The 19,910-nt window shown below is 68.2% G+C and carries 21 protein-coding genes; 6 read left to right on the top strand and 15 right to left on the bottom strand.

What is annotated here, in order from left to right; all coding sequences use genetic code 11:
* Window positions 1–111: 111 nt before the first annotated feature.
* Window positions 112–1,095 (bottom strand): alpha/beta hydrolase, encoded by a 984-nt coding sequence (locus ASD42_RS05625; protein WP_056811084.1) that lies wholly within the window; start codon window positions 1,093–1,095, stop codon window positions 112–114.
* 213 nt (window positions 1,096–1,308) lie between these two features.
* Between ASD42_RS05625 and ASD42_RS05620 the strand changes: the two genes are divergently transcribed.
* On the top strand, window positions 1,309–2,127 hold the full coding sequence (locus ASD42_RS05620) for an HpcH/HpaI aldolase/citrate lyase family protein (RefSeq protein WP_056811082.1): 819 nt from the start codon (window positions 1,309–1,311) through the stop codon (window positions 2,125–2,127).
* Window positions 2,128–2,159: 32 nt separating this feature from the next.
* The gene (locus ASD42_RS05615; protein WP_056811079.1) at window positions 2,160–2,852 is read left to right on the top strand and encodes a hypothetical protein; all 693 of its coding nucleotides are present in this window, start codon (window positions 2,160–2,162) and stop codon (window positions 2,850–2,852) included.
* Here the strand turns inward: ASD42_RS05615 and ASD42_RS05610 are convergent.
* The 9 genes from ASD42_RS05610 to ASD42_RS05570 are packed head-to-tail and all read right to left on the bottom strand — an operon-like array spanning window position 2,806 to window position 11,142.
* The gene (locus ASD42_RS05610) at window positions 2,806–3,549 is read right to left on the bottom strand and encodes a maleate cis-trans isomerase family protein (RefSeq protein WP_056811076.1); all 744 of its coding nucleotides are present in this window, start codon (window positions 3,547–3,549) and stop codon (window positions 2,806–2,808) included. The genes ASD42_RS05615 and ASD42_RS05610 overlap by 47 nt on opposite strands.
* Before the next feature lie 3 nt (window positions 3,550–3,552).
* On the bottom strand, window positions 3,553–4,194 hold the full coding sequence (locus ASD42_RS05605) for a hypothetical protein (RefSeq protein WP_056811072.1): 642 nt from the start codon (window positions 4,192–4,194) through the stop codon (window positions 3,553–3,555).
* Complete coding sequence (locus tag ASD42_RS05600; RefSeq protein ID WP_056811068.1) at window positions 4,191–4,979, bottom strand: SDR family oxidoreductase; 789 nt, start codon at window positions 4,977–4,979, stop codon at window positions 4,191–4,193. The genes ASD42_RS05605 and ASD42_RS05600 overlap by 4 nt, the downstream gene beginning before the upstream one ends.
* Window positions 4,976–5,893 (bottom strand): hypothetical protein, encoded by a 918-nt coding sequence (locus tag ASD42_RS05595; protein WP_056811066.1) that lies wholly within the window; start codon window positions 5,891–5,893, stop codon window positions 4,976–4,978. Before ASD42_RS05595 ends, ASD42_RS05600 begins: the two co-directional genes overlap by 4 nt.
* On the bottom strand, window positions 5,890–6,579 hold the full coding sequence (locus ASD42_RS05590) for a hypothetical protein (RefSeq protein ID WP_056811063.1): 690 nt from the start codon (window positions 6,577–6,579) through the stop codon (window positions 5,890–5,892). Before ASD42_RS05590 ends, ASD42_RS05595 begins: the two co-directional genes overlap by 4 nt.
* Window positions 6,576–7,697: an aromatic ring-hydroxylating dioxygenase subunit alpha gene (locus tag ASD42_RS05585; RefSeq protein ID WP_056811060.1), complete on the bottom strand. Its 1,122-nt coding sequence runs from the start codon at window positions 7,695–7,697 to the stop codon at window positions 6,576–6,578. The genes ASD42_RS05590 and ASD42_RS05585 overlap by 4 nt, the downstream gene beginning before the upstream one ends.
* Complete coding sequence (locus tag ASD42_RS05580) at window positions 7,691–8,656, bottom strand: alpha/beta hydrolase family protein (RefSeq protein ID WP_056811057.1); 966 nt, start codon at window positions 8,654–8,656, stop codon at window positions 7,691–7,693. Before ASD42_RS05580 ends, ASD42_RS05585 begins: the two co-directional genes overlap by 7 nt.
* A 43-nt stretch (window positions 8,657–8,699) precedes the next feature.
* Window positions 8,700–9,509: an oxidoreductase gene (locus ASD42_RS05575; protein WP_056811054.1), complete on the bottom strand. Its 810-nt coding sequence runs from the start codon at window positions 9,507–9,509 to the stop codon at window positions 8,700–8,702.
* Window positions 9,510–9,528: 19 nt separating this feature from the next.
* Complete coding sequence (locus tag ASD42_RS05570; protein ID WP_056811052.1) at window positions 9,529–11,142, bottom strand: carbon-nitrogen hydrolase family protein; 1,614 nt, start codon at window positions 11,140–11,142, stop codon at window positions 9,529–9,531.
* A gap of 237 nt (window positions 11,143–11,379) precedes the next feature.
* Here ASD42_RS05570 and ASD42_RS05565 point away from each other — a divergent pair, with 237 nt between their 5' ends.
* The 4 genes from ASD42_RS05565 (at window position 11,380) to ASD42_RS05550 (ending at window position 14,044) form a co-directional block, all read left to right on the top strand.
* Window positions 11,380–12,498 (top strand): hypothetical protein, encoded by a 1,119-nt coding sequence (locus ASD42_RS05565; RefSeq protein ID WP_156677387.1) that lies wholly within the window; start codon window positions 11,380–11,382, stop codon window positions 12,496–12,498.
* Window positions 12,495–13,085, top strand: coding sequence for a neocarzinostatin apoprotein domain-containing protein (locus tag ASD42_RS05560; RefSeq protein ID WP_056811047.1), 591 nt, complete (start codon window positions 12,495–12,497; stop codon window positions 13,083–13,085). The genes ASD42_RS05565 and ASD42_RS05560 overlap by 4 nt, the downstream gene beginning before the upstream one ends.
* 19 nt (window positions 13,086–13,104) lie before the next feature.
* The gene (locus tag ASD42_RS05555; protein WP_156677386.1) at window positions 13,105–13,677 is read left to right on the top strand and encodes a neocarzinostatin apoprotein domain-containing protein; all 573 of its coding nucleotides are present in this window, start codon (window positions 13,105–13,107) and stop codon (window positions 13,675–13,677) included.
* Between the two features lie 67 nt (window positions 13,678–13,744).
* The gene (locus ASD42_RS05550; protein ID WP_056811042.1) at window positions 13,745–14,044 is read left to right on the top strand and encodes a Dabb family protein; all 300 of its coding nucleotides are present in this window, start codon (window positions 13,745–13,747) and stop codon (window positions 14,042–14,044) included.
* Between the two features lie 43 nt (window positions 14,045–14,087).
* Here the strand turns inward: ASD42_RS05550 and ASD42_RS05545 are convergent, their stop codons facing one another.
* The 5 genes from ASD42_RS05545 to ASD42_RS05525 are packed head-to-tail and all read right to left on the bottom strand — an operon-like array spanning window position 14,088 to window position 19,795.
* Entirely contained in the window at window positions 14,088–15,509 is a 1,422-nt protein-coding gene (locus ASD42_RS05545; RefSeq protein WP_056811039.1) for an aldehyde dehydrogenase family protein, read from the bottom strand.
* Window positions 15,506–16,654, bottom strand: a complete 1,149-nt coding sequence (locus ASD42_RS05540; RefSeq protein WP_056811033.1) for an FAD-dependent oxidoreductase — start codon at window positions 16,652–16,654, stop codon at window positions 15,506–15,508. Before ASD42_RS05540 ends, ASD42_RS05545 begins: the two co-directional genes overlap by 4 nt.
* Window positions 16,651–18,039 carry an aldehyde dehydrogenase family protein gene (locus ASD42_RS05535; protein WP_056811030.1) on the bottom strand — a complete coding sequence of 463 codons (1,389 nt, stop codon included), beginning with the start codon at window positions 18,037–18,039 and terminating at the stop codon, window positions 16,651–16,653. Before ASD42_RS05535 ends, ASD42_RS05540 begins: the two co-directional genes overlap by 4 nt.
* Window positions 18,036–19,310, bottom strand: coding sequence for an acyl-CoA dehydrogenase family protein (locus ASD42_RS05530; RefSeq protein ID WP_235569314.1), 1,275 nt, complete (start codon window positions 19,308–19,310; stop codon window positions 18,036–18,038). Before ASD42_RS05530 ends, ASD42_RS05535 begins: the two co-directional genes overlap by 4 nt.
* Window positions 19,307–19,795 (bottom strand): flavin reductase family protein, encoded by a 489-nt coding sequence (locus ASD42_RS05525; protein ID WP_056811027.1) that lies wholly within the window; start codon window positions 19,793–19,795, stop codon window positions 19,307–19,309. Before ASD42_RS05525 ends, ASD42_RS05530 begins: the two co-directional genes overlap by 4 nt.
* Window positions 19,796–19,910 lie beyond the last annotated feature (115 nt).

Genomic DNA, 19,910 nt, shown 5'->3' with positions numbered 1-19,910 from the left:
CCCGATCGCGTACCTTGCGGATGCGCCGGCGAATTCACCGTGCCTGGTACCGCGGCCGGGATTTGTACGTCAAGGGCGCGCACTCGACCACAGATGAGTGGCGGTTCCCGATCACTTTCCTCGCAGGATCGTCGCGGTCGGCGCTGCTGGGACGGTGGGGGTGACCGCCGCTTCGGTGGTGGTGGGGTAATAGGCGGCGGTCTCGGTGCCTGCGAGGAAGTCGCCGGTCCAGCCGAGTGTGAGTGTGCGGAGCATCGTCGTGTTCGCGACGCTCGGGGTGCCGCACAGCAGCGTTCCCAGTGAATCCGAACTGGTGCCCTCGGCGTCGGTGTGCATGCCGTCGCTCACGCTGATGCCGAGGAACGGTCGATGAAGCTGTTGCTGGACTGCCGTTGTGCCGCTGCCGAGGTTGTTGCACAGCGACGGTGCCGCGGCGATCGTCAGGATGGGGAGGTCGGTGGGGTCGAGGTCGGCGAGTGCGCGGTCGCTGTTGTCGCCGAGAAAGGATTTCACCGGATCCAGCAATACCAGGCCACGCAGGTGCGCGAACACCTCCGGGTGCGCGACATGGAGGCGATGTGCGACGAACGCGACTGCCTCGGCACCGGCGGAGTGTCCGACGAATACAAAGTTGCTGGGCAGTTGTGGGGCGACCGTGCCCGCGCGTGCGGCTGCGGCCGTGAGGCTGCGCGCGAGTGCGCCGTCGGGGTCGGTGGCGGTACCGAACAGGGTCGCGACGTTGTCGAGGAATCCGGTGTTGTCGCCGAGATTCTGCAGCGTGCATCCGGCGAGATCCATGAACGGCAGTGCGGGGGCGAAGACCAGATAGCCGCTGTCGGCGAAGGCGGTCGCCAGCTGTGCGACGTTGCTGTTGGTGCGGGCGAAGCCGTGCTGGATCCAGACCATGCCCCTGGGGGTTCCGGTCGGCAGGTACCAGTCCGCGCTCTGCTGCAGCGTGGTCGTGGCGCAGGGGATATCGATCGTGCCGGGGAGTCGCGACGCCTCCGCTCCGGCGGTCGGTGCGGAGATGGCAAGGGTGCAGGCGGCGATGATGGCGGCGCTTGCGGCGGCCAGGGCCGAACCTCGAGAACTCATGATGACTCCAACAACGACGCCGGAACGCCTGTTTCGCTGTGCGAAATGGCGTTTCTTAAATGCGATAGTTTATTAGCTCCCATGGGGGTGTGGATGTCAAGTGGTGGCCTGGCGACGTGTGGTTGCGAATCGGGGCTGGACGACGCCGGTGTGAGCGCGATACGTTTCGATGGGTGAAACGCTGTTACGGAAATCGAGAGGTGCGGTGAGCGGGTGAGATCGGCGCTGTATGTCCCCGGCAATCGACCGGAACTGTTCGACAAGGCGCTGGCCGGTCCCGCCGACATCGTGCTGCTCGATCTGGAAGATGCCGTCCCGCTGCGACAGAAGGAGACGGCGCGAGCCGAGGTCTCCGCGTGGCTGCGCACGGTCGTCGATGCCGGACAACGGATCTGGGTGCGGGTGAACTCCGGTTCGCTGTGCCGCGACGACTTGCGGGCGGTGGCAGTGCCTGCGGTGTCTGCGGTATGCCTGGCGAAAACTGAATCAGCGGAACAGGTTCGGGCGGCGGACGAGGTGCTGCGGGAGTACGAACCGCGCGCCGGTGCGATTCGGGTGTGCCCGCTGTTGGAGAGCGCTGCCGCCGTACTCGACGCCGTGACGATCGCCGCCGCCCCTCGGGTATGGCGGCTGCAACTCGGGGAGGCGGATCTGCGCGCCGATCTGGGGATCGAAACCAGTTCCGACGAACGCGAACTGCTGGCCATCCGCACTCACGTGGTCCTCGCCAGCGCGGCGGCGGGGATCGCGCCGCCGCTGGGGCCCGTCGACACCGATTTCCGCGACCTGGACCGGTTGCGTGAGCGGACGAAAGCGTTGGCGCGGATGGGATTCCGCGGGCGCGCCTGCATCCATCCCGCGCAGCTACCCGTGGTCAACGAGGTGTTCACCCCCACCGTGGCCGACCTGGAGCGGGCCCGCGCACTCGTGGGCCGATTCGAATCCGCCGCCGGTGGCGTCCTGCTCGATGAGGGCGGCAAAATGGTCGACGCGGCCGTGATCCGGCAAGCGCGACGCCTACTGGAGGATTGACACGGCATGCCGAATAATCGGGGAGTTCTCGCGTGATCGTTTCGGCCCTGTTCGGCCTGCTCGCCCTCGGCCACCTCGCCCTCGCGTGGCTCGGTCTGTCCGCGATTCGTGCCGGCGGCGGTCGGATGCTGGTGCTCCCGACGGTGTTGTGCGTGGCGCTGGCCTACGACAACTCCGTCATCGCCATGGGGAGCACAGTGGGGGTCGGGCGACTGCTCGAAACGTTGAGCTGGCCGCGCTTCGCCTTGCACGCGGTGCTCACACCGCTGCTTGTGCTGTGGGCCCGTGCCGTGGTCGACCACGCGGGCGTGCCCGCGGCGCGACGGACTGCTGTCCGGGTCGGCGCGGTGGTGCTGACCGCGGCGCTGATCGCGATCGGGATCTGGCACGGCGTCCTCGGGCTCGTGCTGGAGCCGAAGTGGTGGGCCGGGACGCTGCGCTACGGGTACACCGACGGCTCGGCCCTCGGCGCGTTGCCCGCGATCATCGCAGTGCTGGTCGTGCTCGCGGCCGGGCTCGTCCTATGGCGTCGGCGTCGCTACTCGGTGCTGGCGGTCGCGGCCGCGACGATGACCCTGGTCGCGGGCGCGACGCCGGTGGTGCCGGTGCTCGGCAATGCGGGCGAGCTGGTACTCGCCGCCGGATTGGTGAGCACCGGCCTGTGGCTACGGCGAGAATTCAGTGGTCCCGCAGCAGCGAACCCGCACCCTCGATCCGGTCGTTGATGCCGTTGTCGCGCAGTGCCATCCACCAGGTCGCGGCATTGATGGCGATCACCGGTTTACCCAGCCAGCGTTCGGCCTCATCGGCCAGCCTCACCATGGACAGGTTCGTGCCGCACTGGACGAGCGCGTCGATGTCGTCGCCGTCCACCTCCCGCAGGGCGTCGCGCAGCGTGTCCTCGGTGACATGGGCGATCGATACCGCGGTGGGGCAGCGCAGCCCGGTGATCGCGGCGACGTCGAAGCCGAGTTCGCCGAAGAACCGGACCACGTTGTCGTCGCCGATCGGCTGATAGGGCGTGACGACGCCGATTCGCTTCGCGCCGTTGAGCGTCAGCGCCCGGCGGCATGCCTCGGCGCCGGTGGCGACCTCCAGGCCGGTCGCCTCGTGGATCTGCTGGATGAATTTGCGGTTGCCTTCGACGCCGCCCCAGAAGGTTTCGGCCGACATCCCCATCACCATGTAGTCCGGTTCGCAGGTCATGATCCGCGCACAGGTCTCGTCCATTTCGGCGCGGATCTGGTCGAGCAGATGGGACATGCCCGCGTCGTCGCTCATGTTCTGGTCGCGGATGTGGATGCGGCCGAAATGCGCGGTGACCCCTGGCACGCTCATGCGCCCGAAATCTGGTTCGACCACGGTATTCGTCGAGGGGGCGAGTACGCCGAACTTGCGTCGCCAGCCCAGTACGTCAGGCATTGCTTATCTCCCGGTTGCTACGGCTTTCTCGGAGGCCGCCAGCCGCCAGGCGGCGGCCAGGAACGCGGCTTGGGCCGCGGTGTTGCACAACTGCTCGATCCACTGCAACGTCACCGTCTGGTCCGGGCGGGAGGCGAGCGGACCGAGGACGTAGAAGCTCAGCAGCTGCACGCCGAACAGGCCAGCGGCCACGGTGTCGCCGCGATCGCGGGCGATGCCGATCAAGTAGATCCCGGTGATGGTCGCGAACACCGTGGTGCTGACCAGCATCGGGATCGAATCGCGGGCCAGCAGGGCACCGAGACCACAGGCCGCGATGAGCCCGACGGTCAAGTACCGGAGCCAGCGCGGCGAAGTTCCCGTTTTGGTGCGGGCCGCGGCCGTGCACAGCAGGCCGAATCCCAGCGTCAGCAACGGAAACAGCATCTCGCTCAGCCACGGCAGGTCGGGCCCGTCGGCCGCGGCGATCAGTTTCGCACCGGCCTTGGCGAGTCCGCCCGCGCCGATGAACACCGCGGCCGCTACCGGTGCCGGTCCGCCGCCGAGCACTCGGCGCAGCAGCAGTACGCCCGCCGTGGTGAACAGCACCGGCGCGAAATCCTCGATCGCCAGCGAGATCGGGTAGTCGATGGCAGCCGTGCTCATTCGGCGAACAGATCGCGTCGTCGGAAGCCGGCGGTGGCGAAGCGGCCGATCACCTTCGGTGTGGTGAGCCAGCGGACGTGGGCGCCGTTGCGTCGGTGGGTGAGGGCGCGCTCGGCCAGCCAGGGCGTCACGGTCTCCACGCGGTCGGCGAGGATGTTGAAGATCTTGCGCGCCTTGGCCAGTTCCTCGGGATCGGCATAGCCGTGGGTCAGCAGGTCGGTGACTACCATGCCCGGGCTGAGCAGGCCGACGGAGACCCCGGCGGGGACCTCCTTCGCCAAGGCCTTGGTCAGGTAGGTCACTGCCCGTTTGCTGGCGCCGTAGACCGACAGTCCGGGCACCGTGCGACCGTCGCTGCCGAGGCCCTCCATATTCCAGACGTGTCCGCCGCCCGCAGTCGCCATCCCCGCGATCGCGACGGCGGAGCCGTTGATCGCGCCGAGCAGGTTGGTCGAGACGACCTTCGCGGCATCGGCGGCGGGCAACTCCCACACGGGTGTGCGGGTGTGCGAGATGCCGGCATTGTTGATCCAGACGTCGACGCCCCCGAAGCGGGCCACCGTCGCGTCCCAGAGCGCCTGCAGCTGCTCACGGTCGGTGACATCGGCAGACACCACCAGCAGTTCGGTGTCGGGCAGTTCCGCGCGCAGTGCGTCGATCCGCTCGGTATCGGTGCCGCACACCGCGACTCGATGGCCTCGTCGCAGCAGCGCGCGGGCGATGCCGAGCCCGATGCCGCGGGTGCCGCCGGTCACCACGACGGTGCTGGTCGTCGGCCCGCTCATGCGCGCACCAGTACCCCGTGCAGGACAGCGCTGAGGCTGTTGTGCTCGAACAGTTCGTAGACCACGGCGAGCTCGGCCCCCGCGCCCATGCCGGGTTCCGCGTCCATCATGAACTCCCGTCCGTTGAGTTTGGCGCCGTCGGGGAAGTGCAACACCGGGTAGTTGGCCCGGCCGTACGACGTCGCGTTGCCCCAGGCGCCGGGCCCCTCGTGGAACGAGCGGACACCGTCACGGCGCACCGTCGCCTGGTATTCGCGGTCGATCGCGCCGCTCCAGGTGACGTGGTGCTCGGCGGTCAACAGGCTCGACGGCGTCACCTCGACGGTGATGCGTACGGTGCCGTGGCGTTGCTGGTCGGCACCCCATAGTTCGCAGTCACCGGCATAGCGGCAAGCGTCTTTGGTCGGCAGCACGAAAGGGGTAGCTCCACAGCGTGTTTCGTGCTCTACGAGTTCGTCGGCGAGCGCCGGATCGCGGGTGTAGACGCCGTTGAACACCCCGACCATGGCCGGTCCCTGGTACAGCACCGAGGAGTACACCTGGGTGTCACCGAGTGTCAGGTTCCAGGTGTTCAAACTTACCTGCCAACCCGGCCCGTAGTAGTGCGCGTCGACGAAGCTGCCATACGGTCGACCGGCACCGTAGAAGTCGGGGCCGGTGTAGAGGCGATCGCTGTCGGAGTCGACGACGCCGAAGGCGAACGGCGCACCGAGTGCGAACCGGCCTGCGAGTTCGCCGCCGCCGGTGAGACCGCCGTCCATGAAGTAGGTCGTCGTTCCGTCGGCGAAGACCGATGAGCGGCGGATGTCTTCGAAACCGCGCCAGACACCGTCGGCGGCGAACAGCGACGGCCTGCCGACCCATTCACCCGCGATGCGCTGCTGCCACTGGCTCGGCGCTTCGGCGGCGGTCATGCGAGCAGCTCCGCACGCACGCACGCGGTCTGATCGTCACCGAGCAGTCGGGCCACCTGCGTCCAGACCGGATCCACTTCCGGGCTGAACAGATTCGCCCGGTTCACGCGGTCGCGGACTGCCGTATCGGCGTCCACTGGCGGAACTCCCTTGTCCACCAAGGAGAGCCAATGCCGCAGATAGTCGTCGACGGTGGTGTCGAGCGCGCGGAAGGCGGTTTCGGTGGCTCGACAGACGACCATCCACGGCGACATCATCGCCCGCTGCCGCGGACCGACCGCCGCCGCCGACACACCGTCGAGCTGCCAGGCCGCCTCCAGTAGCGGGGTCAGCGGCAGGAACGCGGCATCGAGATAGGTGAGGTTCACCGCCAGATCGGCACGCGGAACGAGATCGAGGTGCATGGCGTAGTACTCGCCGCCGTGCACCGAGTCCAGCGTGAAATGCGGGACCGCCGAGTCGGGAGGGGTGAAGACGAAGAGCATATGGCTGTCGAGGTGGATCGCGGGGACCACCAGATCGACGGCGACGAGCTTGTCGATCCGGTCGCCGTGCAATACCCGCAGTCTGCCGACCGGTTCCGGCGACATCGCGCTGACCAGCGGAATATCCTCGGCGACAGTGAGTTCGAGTGCGGTGCTCAGTGTCTGCAAGGTGCGTTCGCTGAGTGCGGCGGGCAGGCTCATCGCGGTGTTCCTCCGTTGCGGGCTTTGTGCACCCAGGCTTGGGCGAGTTCTGGGTTGTCGCGGCGGGCCGGTGAGGCGATCACGGTGGCGGTTCGACGCGGTCCGTCGCCGGTGATGGTGTCGTCCTCGCCCAGCCACCAGCCGTCCTTGATCAGTTGAGTGCGCCTGCGCCGGTAGGCGATTTGCAACGCGTCGCTGCGGACATGCAATTCGTCGGCGAGGTCGAACGGCAGTAACTCCGGGCGCTGCCCCTCGACAATCGGTTTGTCCTGCAGCAGGATCGCTTTGATTCTTCTGCGGGTGTCGGCGTCGGCCCATTTACCGGTGAAGAAGTTCCGGTAGCCGAGGATCTTGATCAGGGTGCGGTCCTGCGACAGCGGGATATTGAAGTCGTAGAGCAGCAGATCGCCGATGGGCAGCCTGATGTGCAGTTTCACCACGTTGGGCAGGTACCAGCCGTTGGTGACCGTCACGAACTCGGGCCGTGGCTTGTTGCGGAACAGCAGCCCCCACAGCCCGCCGGGCGGCGGCGGGCTGAGCTGGATATCGGCCTCCGCGGACCAATCATCTTGGCGAATGGAAAAACTCGGAATCTCGGGCTTGTCCGGATTGCCGAACCTGGTGCCGTGCACGAAGGGCGTGTGCGAGGCGTCGACGACGTTCTCGAAGGTCCGCTCGTAGTTCGCCTCGACCTCCATCTCGAACTGCACGACCCGGAAACTCGGATCATCGTGCACCGGGATCTCCGGAATAGGCGGGCGTTGATCCTCGGGCAGATCGCCGAGAAAGGCCCACACCATGCCGTAGCGCTCCTGGGTGGGGTAGGCGTCGACGCGGGCCTTCTTCGGGATGATCCGATCCTCGGCATTGGCCGGGATCCGCACGCAGGCGCCGTCGGCGTTGTACTGCCAGCCGTGGTACGGACAGGCGATGCAGTCGTCGGTGACGGTCCCCATCGACAGGGCGCCACCGCGGTGCACACACAGGTCCGACAGGCACACCACCGACCCGGCTGTGGTGCGGTACAGCACGAAGTCCTGGCCGAGACAGGTCACCTTCTTCGGCGTGCGGCCGACCTTGTCGGCGAATTCCAGTGCGTACCAGAAGTTCTTCAGCATTGTTCTCGCTCCGGTAGGTGGGGCCGCAGAACATCCGCGGCGACGAACTCGGCGAGCTCGGTTCGTGCTGTGCCCGAGTCGCACAGGTGGGCGCGCAAGAACGCGGAGGTCAGGCGCGCGAACGGGGTCAGCGCATCCGCGTCGTCGCCGCCGTCGAGGAAGGCGCGGGCGGCGGTCGGATCGGTGTCGGCGATGCCGAAATGATTGGCCCCTTCGATGACAGCCAGCAGGTGCTCGCCTGGTGGCAGCGCCTCGTGGAAGGTGCGGGCCACCGGATCGGGGCGGGTCTCGCCGTCCTCGCCGTAGCGGTCGGCACTGCCTGCGATGACGCCGTCATTGGTGCCGACGCCGAGCAGGACCGGGCACTCGACCTGCGCGGGCAGCACGGTGCCCGCGGGCCAGCCGAGCATGGTCGCCACCATGGTGTGCGCGCCCCAGGCGAACACCGCCGCGACGGAATCGAAGAAGCGTGCCGACTGCAGGACCACGGTGCCGCCCGCCGAGTGTCCGCCCAGCGCGATCCGGTTCAGGTCGAGTGCCCCGCGCAGCGGGCCCTGCGCGTTCAACTCGGCGAGGGCGTCGATGACCGCGCCGATGGTCGGGCAGGTCGGGCGGGTGCCGTAGGTATCAGGGCGGGCGGCGGCCAGGTCGACGCCGCACGTCAGACCGCGCTGACCGCCGAACAATTCGGCCACCCGGTCGAAGGTCACGACGACGAAACCGCTGTCGGCGATCGCGGTGGCGAATCGGCGGTAGGAGTCCTGGCCGACATTGACACCGGACAGGAACACGACCACCGGATACGGCACCGCCGCGGGATCGGGTGCGAAGACGCCGGTCAGACGCTCGGCGTCGTCGCCTGTGGCGATCGCGGGGTAGTAGATCTTCAGATGGGCGGTATCGAACGGTGCGGTTCCCGCGGTGCGAGCCGACCACCAGAGCGAGCGAACAAGTCTCACGCGGGCACCTCATCGACGTGGTGTGGACTGATCGGGCGCGGACTCATCCGACGGGCCTGGGCAGAACTCGGTCGCCGCCCCACAGACCACGCACCAGACGCTGGGTCAGATCCGCGCCGAACATCCGCTCGCCCATGGCATTCGCGGGATCGCGTTCGGCGATATTGCGACGGATTGCCAGGTCTCGCTCCGCCAACCGGGCCCGCTCGCCGACGGGTACCGGACTCGCCGCGTCCACCCACCCGAGCCACTGCTCGACTCGCGCCGTGAGAATCTCGGCGACCGTTTCGCGATTGGCCTGATTCGGTGGGAAGGAGTAGCAATACGCGGTGGGGGACAGGCTGGACCGGATGAAGCCGGTGCGGCTGGTGAACCAGGTGAAATCGGGATGTTCTTCCTTGAAGGCCAACCACGGCACGTCGTTGTCGGCGTAGTAGCTGTCGAAATAATCGCCGTCGCCGACCAGGTCGCCGCGTGGTACCGCGTCGACATAGAACCAACCCTGCGGCCACAGCAGCAGCGCGACGCCCAGATGTGGGACCTGGATCTGTGGTCCGAGCCACGCGGTGAGATGCAGATTGACGAAACCGGTGCGGGGGTCGCCGATCCAGGAATGCACCAGCCAGTCGATCTCCGGGCCGGTATAGGCGGCCAGACTCCCCGAGGGTCCGGTCGCCGCGTCGCCGTAGTTCTCCAGGGCCTCGGTCGAGGGATCTCTGGTCAGCTCGAAGCGCTCGGCGATCCGGGATTTCAGCCCGCTCAACAGCTCTCGCCATTCCTGGAACGTCTCGGTGACGTCGACTCTGGCGGTGGCGTCGACCATCTGCTCGACGTGTTGCACGGTTTCACTCATCGTTGCTCCGGTTCTGTCGTCACTGCGCGTGCCTGGTCATGGCGTCCAGCGGCCACCGAGGGCGTCCGTCCACCAGGTCGGTGCCTTTGGATACGGTGCGGTTCACGGCTTGCGCCGGCCGCACGGTCGCCCGGACCTCGGCTGCGTCGGGCGGTGCGCCGGTCACGATCGGGTGGCTGATCACACCGGTGAACGGGCCGCTCCACACGGTCCACAGCGTGAAGTCGGGGCTGAGCGCGTACACCGCGCCGAGCAGTCCGCCGTGTTCGTCGCTCCCGGCGGCCACCACATTGAGCCGGTTCTCCGCCGCGCGTTCGGACAGACCGAGTGCCAATTCCCACGGTTCGGTCGGCGAGCAGGGCACTGCCACGACGTCGGCGTCCTGGAGCGCGGCCAGCCGGAAGGTCTCGGGGAAGAGCGCGTCGTCGCCGACCACGATGGCCAGTCGGCCCCATGGCACGTCGAAGACGGTCAATTCGGTGCCCGGCTCCGTCAGCCACGGAAGACGGTTGGTCGGATGCAGTTGAGCTTGACGGCCGAGCACTCCGTCGGCGGTGACCAGCACACCGTGGTGCGCACCGCCGACGCGCGCACTCAGGACCACGTGTGCCGCTGTGCCGTTCAGCGCGTCGACGACTTCCGGTATCGATATCGTCGCGAGCTCGGGGAGCACGATCAACTCGACTCCGTCGGCGGCGATTCGGGCCAGTAGTCCCGGGTCGGCGACCGCGAGCGCGGTGCTCAGCGAATCGGCCCCGGCCGCCGCGCGTCGCCCGCGCGGTGTGGCGGCGAGTGGGGCGTAGAGCTCGGGCCTGCGCGCGGCGAGGATATCGGTGCCGTCCGGTCGCCGTTTGTCATCGGCCAGTGACACGTCGATATCGGCGACGACGATCGCCTCACCGGTGGCAGGCGCTACCGCGACCGGGATGCCGTCGGGGCCGACGATCTGGCTTTCGCCCGCGCCGTGCAGGCGATCCTGCGGCACCCCGAGGCGGTCCGCGATCGAGGGCAACTGGTCGGCGGGGAGCAGGGGGCCGACCTTGTTGGCGGCCACCACCCAGACCTTGTTCTCCGCGGCTCGTACCGGAATGTGCAGGCTCGCTTCATCGACGGCGAAGGAGTTGAGGCTGTTGAGCAACAGCTGGGCCCCGCGCAGTGCCAGCGACCGGGTGACCTCGTTGATGACGCCCTCCATGCAGGCGTACATACCGATCCGGCCCAGGGGAGTCGCGAGCACCGGCGATTCGGTCAGGCCCGGATCGAGATAGTCGTTCTCGGCGCCCATCAGGATCTGCTTGTCGGATTCGCCGAGCAGTTCGCCGTCGGGGCCGAACAGCAGGCTGGTGCCGGTGGTGCGGCCGTCGGCGCGGGCCAGGGTGACGCCGATCTTCACGAACAGCCGATGTCGGCGCGCCCGCTGCGCGATCGAACCACAGAATGTGTCGCCGGGCGTGCAGGCCATTCGGCGCGCGTGCGCACGGTCCTCGTACCAAGATAGGTGGTTACAGAATTCGGGAAGAACCACCAGTTCGGCGCCCGCGGCGGCCGCGGCGTCGATCATGCGGAGGCAGGCGTCGAGGTTGACCGCGACGTCGGTTCCCGCGGCGAGTTGTGCGGCCGCGACTCGGGTCATGAACTCGGACCCTCTCACTCGTCCAGCGTTTCGTACAACGAAACGCTGTTTCCAACAGTGCCCTGATTCTGTACCCCTGTGAAGGATCTGTCCAGGGGTGGTTCGACATTTCACGCGCCCGTAATTCGTTGAAATCTCGCTTCTTCTGGTCTGTCTTGACAGTGGTCGGCACCGCGGGTTCAATGTGGCAATCGTGAAACTGTGTTTCGCTCAGCGGAACATGAGTGGAGGTTGAGGATGACGAGACATCGCGCATCCGTGTCGGCCGCCCTCTGCGCAGTCGCTGCCGGACCGGTCGCCGGAGGGCAGCTGGTGCTGCTCGCCAAACCCCTGGGCGGTGTGGTCGGAGTGCCCGGCGCAGTGGTCGGCTACATCGTGCTCACCGGCGCGGCGCTGGGTCTGTTCGCCGCGTTGCTGTGTCTGTGGCGTATGCGCTCTTCGGTCGAAATGGCAAGTGCGTGTGGTGTTCTCGCGGGCATCGCCGTTCTGGTGGCGGGCGCCGCGGATACCGTTCCGGTGTTCGCCGTCGCGGTGCTGGTGGCCGGTACCTTCACCGGGCCGCTGCTGGTCGCCGGCCGCACTCTCGCAGCCGATCTCGGACGCCAGAGTTTTGTCGTCATGCACGCAGCGGCGGCAGCGGGGCTGGTCCTCGCCGCGTGGCTGGCCGGCCGGTACTACGAGAATCCCGGAGCCGGTGTGATCGCCGCAGGGGCGCTGACCGCCGTCCTCGGTGCGAGCACTGGACTCCTGGGGGCACGCCTCGCCGAAGCACCGATTTCGCGCCGCCCTGCCACAATCGGCGCGGTGCCACGTCCCGCGCTGTCGGGATATGTCGCCGTGGGACTCGTGGTCGGGGGCACCGTGCTGCCCGCGCTGCATCTGCTGTTGTTCCGCTGGAACGAATTCGGAGCCGAGCAGCTCACCTGGCTGGTGTTCGCTGCCGCACCCGCGGTATTCGTGGTCGCGCTGCCGGGGCGTCGACCGGCCGCCGTGCCCCTGCTGTTGATCCTGGCGGCAGGCGGACCGGTGCTCGTGGCGACCGCATCGGGGCCGGTGTTGCTGACGGTCGGGCTGGCCGTGACCCTGACGGCGGCGGCCCGTGCGATGACGGCCCTCGACGAGGAGATGTCCCTGCACGCCGATCGGGCCGCCGCTACCGCCGTTGTCACGGCGATCGCGGGTTTTGCCGGGCTGGGACTCGTCGATCTGCTCGGTCGGGTCATCGGTACCGGATCGGCGCTGACCGTGCTGGCCGCCTGCGTACTCGTCGCGGCCTGGCTCTGCGGTAGGCGCGACCACGCCGCATCACCTCCGCAGGGCGTGCTCAGCTCACACAACGAAGGAGGCGCGCCGTGAAAGGTTTCGCCACGATGACCCGAATGGCCGCGGCCGCAGTGCTCGGCGGATGTCTGATCGGCTTTCCGGCAGCGGCATTCGCGCAGGAGCCCGCCGCGATACAGGTCAGCGCGAGCGCCGACCTGACCGAAGGACAGCGAATCACTGTCAGCGGCAGCGGCTTTCGAGCCGGTCTGGCGGCCGTCGCGGTGGGCATGTGTAAACAGGGCTTCACCAACGGGCTGAAGGACTGCGATCTCGACGGCGGTGCGACCTTCGTCAATATCGGCGGGGACGGCACCTTCGGCCCGCTGACGTTGACCGCGCACCCCACGTTCCACGCCATCGACTGCACCCAGCAGCAGTGCGTGATCGCGGCCGCACCGCTGCCGGGCACCGAACCACCCGCGGTCATCGCCGCCAATTCGGCAGCGGTATCGGTGGCTTTCGCGGGTTCCGGCCCGCCGACGTCACCGGCTCCTGCCCCGGCTGCCGCGGTGCGGTCCGACTCCGATACCGAAGGCCCGTCCACCGTGCTGTGGGCGGTGACCGCGGGCTTGCTGGTGATCGTCGCCGGTAGTGCCCTCGCCGATCGGCGGCGATTGTGAAATCCATCAGGAGGAAGATATGAAACGCATCGGTACCCCGCTCGGGATTCTCGGGGCCGTCGCGGTCGCCGCGATCTGGAGTGCGACCCCGGCGACCGCCGCACCTACTTTGCAGGTGAGTCAGTCCACCGGACTGGCGGCCGGGCAGACCGTCACCGTGACGCTGGACGGACTGCCCGCGAATATGCCCGCGGTGGCGGTCGGGCAGTGCAAACCGCAGATCACCGGTCCCGCGGACTGTCATCTCGCCGGCTCGATGCTCGGCGCCGCCGACGGACAGGGGCGGTGGCAACCCAACCCCGGCAAAGAGGCGATCACCCTGGTAGCCACCGTCGGTACCACCGACTGCGCTTCAGCGCCCGGCGCCTGCACGATCAGCGTCACCAGCCTGACGAACGCGACCGAGATCCTCGCCTCGGTGCCGTTGACCTTCGGCCCCGCCGCCCAAACGCCGGTGACCGCGACCGAAACGGCCGAGGCCGAGGACACCGACAGCAACACCGCGATGACGGTCGGCATCGCCGCCGGCGTGGTGGTGATCGCCGCGGTCGCCGTAGCCCTCGTGGTACGCAGGCGCGGCCGAAACAACTGAATCCTCGGACGGCACGGAGGCTTGTCGCCGCCGTGCCGTCCGGCCGATCCGCGAACGGAGGATCCCGATGGCGACCAGCGACCAGGTACTGACCCATATCGTGCTGATGAAGTTCCAGCATCGAGCCGATGCGCACCAGGCAAGCGCTCTGCTGTCGGCCCTCGACGGCACTGTCCCACATATCCGTTCGCTCACCGTCGTCCTCGACGAACTCGATACGCCGGTCTCCTATGACCTGTGCCTGACCACCACGCACACCTCCGAGGCGGAATTGGCTGCTTACCAACAGCATCCGGCGCACCGGGAGGTCGCCCGATGGCTCGTGCCCCGGCTGGCCGGTCGAGCCGTTGTGGACTATCGGAGGTAACCCGCGCTCCGGCGGCCCGGCGGCCGTCCTCCGGGATGTTTCGCTACGGGCGCGCCGTGGTGGGATAGGCCCCTGCGGGCAGTCCGGTGCCGCCGGCGCGGAAGGCGCCCGGAGCGTGCGTGACGGTCGTTTGGACGTACTCGCGCAGGCCCTCTTCGGCGTACTCGCGGCCGAAGCCGCTGTTCTTGATACCGCCGAACGGGGCCCGCAGGGACATGCCGGTGCGGTTGTGGGTGTTGATGAAGGTGAAGCCTGCCTCGATGCGAGCGGCGAACGCGCAGGCGCGGTCTTCGTCGGCCGACCATACCGAGGCGGCCAGGCCGAGGTCGGAATCGTTTGCCCTGGCCAAGACTTCGGCCTCGTCGCGGTAGGTGAGCAGCGGGACGGCCGGGCCGAACTGCTCCAGGCGAACGAGGTCGGCGTCGTCGGGGACCCCGAGCGCGAGGATCGGGTCGAGGAAATAGCCCTCCGAGACCGGCGCGGTGGCGAGCGTGACGATGTCGGCGCCCCGATTCCTGGCGTCGGTGACGAGTCCGCGTACGCGCTCGGCGGCCGCCGTGGTGGCTACCGGACCCATGGTGACATCGTCGTCCAGCGGATCACCGACGGTCAGGATGCGCTGTGCGGCAGCGATATAGGACTCGACGAACTCGGCCAGCCGAGTCTGCGGCACATACAGCCGTTTGGCGGCCATGCATACCTGGCCTGCCGTGGCGAAGGACGCGAGGACCAGGCGTTCGAAATCCGCTGGGGACAGGGCGAAGTCGTCCAGGAACACTGCCGGGTCGTTACCGCCGAGCTCCAGGGTCACCGGCTTGATCGCGCGTCCGGCGGCGGCGGCGATCGCGCGCCCGGCGTCCTCGCCGCCGGTGAAGGCGACCTTGCGCACCAGCGGGTGCGCGATCAGCGCGTGCACGGTGTCCTGGCCGCCATGGATCACTGTCGTGGCGGGCAGTAGTTCGGCCGCGGCGGTGACGGTGAGCGGTGCCAGTGGCGACGGTTTGAGCACGACCGCATTGCCCGCGGCGAGTGCGGGACCCAGCTTGAGCATCGAGAGAATGATCGGGGCGTTCCAGGGGGTGATGGCGGCGACCACTCCGAAAGGTCTCGCGGACACGGTGATTCGGCCGTGACCGTCGTCTGTTGTGCGCGTCCGCACGACCTCGGCCGCATGGTCGCGCACCCAGCGCAGATAGTGTGCGGCGAAGCCGATTTCGCCCCGGCAATCGGTGACGGGTTTACCGGTCTCGCGCGCCAGCAGGATCGCCAGGTCGGCACCGCGGTCATCGAGTGCGTCCGCGGCGGTGCCGAGTGCGGCGAAGCGGGCCTCGGGCGGACATCGCGACCATTCGCGAAACGTGGCATGTGCCGCGCGTACCACGGCCTCGACCGCGTCCGGTGCGGTCGAGGTCACGGTGCCGACGATCTCGCGCGGGTGGGCCGGATTCTCGCGATCGATTCTCACGGCCGGATCTCCAGCGAGTCGAGCAGGCAGGCCCGCCGTAGATAGGCGCGCGCGGCGACCGGATCGGCGGCCAGTTCGCGCAGGTGGTCGAGGTAGTCGGCGTCGCGGTCGCGCATCCGGTTCCAGTTGTTGTGGCTCATGCGCTGAACATGGTCGACGGCAACGTTTCGACGGTGCGCCGCCACCTCGTCGAGCTGGGTATCCGGCGCGCCCTCGAGGACATCGGACAGCGCGGACGCCATCTGGACCGCATCGTGGATTCCGCTGTTCATGCCCATCCCGCCGAGGGGGTTGTTGACATGAGCCGCGTCGCCCATCAGCAGGACCTTGCCGTATCGGAATCGGTCGGTGACCCGCTGATGCACCCGGTAGAGCGAGGCGTGGGCCAGCCGCCACGGTCTGCCGAGGTCGACGACCGCCGCCAGTCGCTCCGGCAGCCGCCGCAATTCGTCCTCGTCATCGGTGTCGACCGGAGTCGGCAACAGCACCCGCCAGTGTCGCGGGGTGCGCAGCAGCACCAGCCACTCGTCCGGGTCGAAGACATAGTTGATCGGCGCGATACCCGGTAGTGCGGCGGCCAGGTCCTCATCGACCGAGGCGACCAGGAACCGTTCCGGGTAGGTGCTGCCACCGAATTCGACGCCGAGGCCGCGCCGGACAGCGGAATGCGCACCGTCGGCGCCGATCACCCAATCCGCGCGGACCGGCCCCTTCGCGGTACGCAGCACCACCGAATCGGCGGTGCTGAGCAACCCGTTCACCGGGTGGCCGAACCGGACATCGGCTACGGCGCCGAGGGCATCGAGCAGGATCGGCGTGAGTGTGCTCTGTTCGCACTGCACACGGAACGGAAAGGAGGTGTCCTCGGCCAGCACGTCGAGATCCAGGGTGGCGATCTCGCCGCCGCCGCGCTCCCGGTACTGGAAGGTCGACGCGCGGATGCCCTTGCGTAACAACGCATCGAGGACACCGAGGTCTCGCAGCATCTCGAGGGTCGGTGGATGGAAGGTGGATGCGCGCGACTCGGTGGCCAGTTCGTCGCCCTGTTCGAGCACGGTGACCGGGAAACCCCGGCGGGCGAGCGTGAGTGCGGCGGTGAGCCCGACCGGCCCGGCGCCGACGACGACAACGGTGGGCTTGCTCATGAGGTGTGCAGGGCGAAGCGACCTTCGACGCCGACGACGCGAGCACCGGTGAAGAAGCGCAGCGTCTCCGCCGTGCCCTCCTCGCCGAGTCCGGACAGCCCCCACGCGGGACGCGGCGTCATCAGGTGCAGGCTCATGATGGACGAGCCGTTCACCTTCACCTCACCGGCGCGGATCTGTCGAGCGATCCCGAGCGCGTGTTGTTCATCCGCACCGCAGACGTAGCCCTCCAGGCCGTAGGGCACGGCATTGGCCAGCGCTACTGCCTCCTCGACCCGGTGATAGGTGAGGACGCCGGCCACCGGACCGAAGACCTCATCCGGCAGATCACCGTCGAGTAGTGCGGGGGCGAGGAAGTTTCCGGCTTCCGGCACCGCGCCGAAGGTGCGGACTTCGCGGTCGAGGAACGATCGACGCACGGTCTGAACATGTTTCGAATGCAGGAGCGGCCCGAACTCGGTCAACGGATCCAGGGGGTCACCGACCCGGAGTCCGGCGAGGTGTCGACCGATCGCGTCGACCAATTCCTCGGCCCGGTCGGCGGGCAGGATCAATCTGCCCAGCGCCCGGCACCATTGGCCGTTCAGGGTGGTCAGCAGTTCGGCGGCCATCCGCGCTGCGGTAGGTAGATCGGCGTCGGGCAGCACCACGAGCGGATTGTTGCCGCCGAGCTCGAGCTGGCACGGGCGAAACATCCCGGCGGACGCGGCGGCGACCGAACGTCCGCCGCCGAGACCGCCGGTGAACGAGACCGCCTTGATCTCGGGCGCGGCGACGAGTTGTGCGCCCACCTCCGCACCACCCTGCACCAGCTGGAACATGCCGGCGGGCACGTGTTCGGCGATCGCCTCTGCCAGCGCCATCGAGCTGTAGGGAGCGAGTTCGCTGACCTTGAGGATCACCGGGCAACCGGCGGCGAGCGCGTTGGCGACTTTATGGGCGGCCATGGGCGCGGGCGCGTTCCACGGCACCAGGCACAGGGCAGGGCCGAGTGGCAGCCGATGCACCTCGACCCCGTCCCGGTCCTGGCGCAGTGCTCCGGTGCGCAGTTGCTCGGCCGCGAGCCGAAACGATCCGGAAACGATCGCACCGAGCAGCGAGGTCTGGGCGATCGGGACGCCGGTCGCGCGCGTATCCAGTTCCGCGATCGAGGGCAGCCGCTTGTCCAGACCGGTGGCGATCGCGTCGAGCATGTCGGGGGTGATCCGTCCCGCCGCCGCGTCGGCCACCGCGATGGCCCGTTCGACGCGCTCGGTCGCCGTCGCGACCGCCCTGCTGATGGGTTTCCCGGTGGCCGGATCTTCCAGCGCGACACCGAGATCCACTGTCGGGGTGCCCCATTCCCCATCGATCAGGTCGGCGATGTCGGGTAGTTGGGCTGTCATCGGTCCGCCTTCGTCGGTGCGGTGGCGAACAATTCGTTCGCCTTGGCGTCGGTCACGATGCGGGCGACCTCGAGCATGCCGCGCTCGGCTGGGAAGGTCATCACCAATCCCATGGCCAGATCGCGCAGTGCGCGCCCGGCCACCCCGCTCATCCCCGCCGCCGAGGTGCCGCCCGCCTTGAACGCGCCGAGCGCGACCTGGAAGCAGGCTTCGGTCACCGCGCCCTTGCCGAGACGCCACTGGGTGAACACCTCCGACTTCGGCTTGAACGGCGGCTCCGCGGTTTCCACGGTCAGCTGATAGCGCAACCAGAGGTAGGCGGTCTGCAGGTGCCGTGTCATCTCACCGATGAGGACCTGGTGCACCGGGGAGGAGGCGATCGGTTCGCCGGTATCGGCGAAGGTCTTCGTGGTCGTCGCCGCGAGCATCTCGTCGTAGACATTCTGCGCGCAGCCGGTGTAGGCCGCCGCGATGGCGAGCTGGTTGCCGACGAAACTGCCTCTGCTCATAGTGAGCATCTTCGCGAACGCGCCGGGCACCGCCAAGGCTTCGTCCTCGGGGACGAAGACCTCGTCGAGTCGAATGCCGTTGTTGGCGGTGGCCCGCATACCGAGCCCGTCCCAGGGCGCCCGCACACTCACCCCCGGCGCGTCGCGGGGCACGAAGAAGGTCGCCAGGCCCTCCGCGGTGTCGTATCCCTCGAGCTTGGCCGAGGTCAGGTAGTAGTCGGCCACTCCGGTCGCACAACCGAACGACTTCTCGCCCTGCAGGATCCAGCCGCCCTCGACCTTGCGGGCGGTGGTGGCGATGGTGATGTTCGCGGCGGCGGTCTTGATCGCCTCGGAGGCGAAGTTCGCGAGCCACGTGCCTTCGGCCATGCGGGTGAGGACCTTCTCGGCGAAGGCCCGCACGACGGGGATCTCCTCGTCGGCGAACAGTCCGGCGTCGATGGCCTCCAGTGGGAGCAGGCCGCGGGAGGCGCTCGTGTTGTGGAAGAAGAACGCCAGCGCCGTGGAAGGGCAGGCGGTGCCCATCGCGAAGGTGGCGGCGGCCAGATCGCGCAGGGTGCCGCCGAGTCCGCCGTACTTCTCCGGTACCACCAGCCCGAGCAGCCCGGCCTCGCGTAACAGTTCGACGTGGCCGGGTGGGAAAGTGCCGAGCCGATCGGCTTCCTCGGCGGCCGCGCGCAGGGCGGGCAGCACGTCGTCGACCCGTTGTGCGCGTGCGCGTTCGGCGTCGGTCATGTCCTCGACGAGTCGTGCACCGATCATCGGATGATCCCCTCGTGGTAGTTGCGGTCGTGGTAGATGAGTGGCGCGGCGGGCCGGGGCGTCGCGGCATCCTGCACGGACCCGACGACGATGGTGTGGTCGCCCGCGGTGTGGCAGTCGGTGAGGGCGCAATCGAGCCACGCGACGGCGTCGGTCAATACCGCCGCGCCGGTGCGCGCGGTGTCCCAATGCCCGGTGGTGAAGCGATCCGCTGGTGCGGACCCGGCGACGGACGCGAAGCGTCTGCCGATGGCCTCGTGATCGTGCCCGAGGACGTTGACCGCGAAAATGCCGCTCGCGCGGATCATTCGGCAGGTCGTGCTCGTGGACGCGAGGCAGATCGAGATGAGCGGCGGGTCGAGGGACACGCTGGTGAACGAACTGGCCGTCATGCCGTGTCGGCCGCCGTCGGCCCTGGCGGTGGTGACGACCACGACGCCGCTGGCCCATTGGGCCAGGACCGCGCGGAGAATGTTCGGCTCCACCTGGACATCCGTTTCGATAGTGGAAACATTGTTCCACTCACGGTAACGCTCGATGCCGACTCGGCGCAAGCGTGAGCACGATGGGGATGGTGTTTCCCATCGGGAAATCGACCAC

The organism is Nocardia sp. Root136 (assembly GCF_001427185.1).
GTDB lineage: Bacteria > Actinomycetota > Actinomycetes > Mycobacteriales > Mycobacteriaceae > Nocardia > Nocardia salmonicida.
Note: the sequence above shows the minus strand (reverse complement) of the source record. Positions and strands in the feature narration are given on the sequence as shown.

Excerpts from the sequence above, each read along its gene's own strand:
- ASD42_RS05625 (WP_056811084.1), bottom strand. The coding sequence starts at position 1,095 with ATGAGTTCTCGAGGTTCGGCCCTGGCCGCCGCAAGCGCCGCCATCATC.
- ASD42_RS05610 (WP_056811076.1), bottom strand. The coding sequence starts at position 3,549 with ATGCCTGACGTACTGGGCTGGCGACGCAAGTTCGGCGTACTCGCCCCC.
- ASD42_RS05605 (WP_056811072.1), bottom strand. The coding sequence starts at position 4,194 with ATGAGCACGGCTGCCATCGACTACCCGATCTCGCTGGCGATCGAGGAT.
- ASD42_RS05600 (WP_056811068.1), bottom strand. The coding sequence starts at position 4,979 with ATGAGCGGGCCGACGACCAGCACCGTCGTGGTGACCGGCGGCACCCGC.
- ASD42_RS05595 (WP_056811066.1), bottom strand. The coding sequence starts at position 5,893 with ATGACCGCCGCCGAAGCGCCGAGCCAGTGGCAGCAGCGCATCGCGGGT.
- ASD42_RS05590 (WP_056811063.1), bottom strand. The coding sequence starts at position 6,579 with ATGAGCCTGCCCGCCGCACTCAGCGAACGCACCTTGCAGACACTGAGC.
- ASD42_RS05585 (WP_056811060.1), bottom strand. The coding sequence starts at position 7,697 with ATGCTGAAGAACTTCTGGTACGCACTGGAATTCGCCGACAAGGTCGGC.
- ASD42_RS05575 (WP_056811054.1), bottom strand. The coding sequence starts at position 9,509 with ATGAGTGAAACCGTGCAACACGTCGAGCAGATGGTCGACGCCACCGCC.
- ASD42_RS05570 (WP_056811052.1), bottom strand. The coding sequence starts at position 11,142 with ATGACCCGAGTCGCGGCCGCACAACTCGCCGCGGGAACCGACGTCGCG.
- ASD42_RS05565 (WP_156677387.1), top strand. The coding sequence starts at position 11,380 with ATGACGAGACATCGCGCATCCGTGTCGGCCGCCCTCTGCGCAGTCGCT.
- ASD42_RS05555 (WP_156677386.1), top strand. The coding sequence starts at position 13,105 with ATGAAACGCATCGGTACCCCGCTCGGGATTCTCGGGGCCGTCGCGGTC.
- ASD42_RS05550 (WP_056811042.1), top strand. The coding sequence starts at position 13,745 with ATGGCGACCAGCGACCAGGTACTGACCCATATCGTGCTGATGAAGTTC.
- ASD42_RS05540 (WP_056811033.1), bottom strand. The coding sequence starts at position 16,654 with ATGAGCAAGCCCACCGTTGTCGTCGTCGGCGCCGGGCCGGTCGGGCTC.
- ASD42_RS05535 (WP_056811030.1), bottom strand. The coding sequence starts at position 18,039 with ATGACAGCCCAACTACCCGACATCGCCGACCTGATCGATGGGGAATGG.
- ASD42_RS05530 (WP_235569314.1), bottom strand. The coding sequence starts at position 19,310 with ATGATCGGTGCACGACTCGTCGAGGACATGACCGACGCCGAACGCGCA.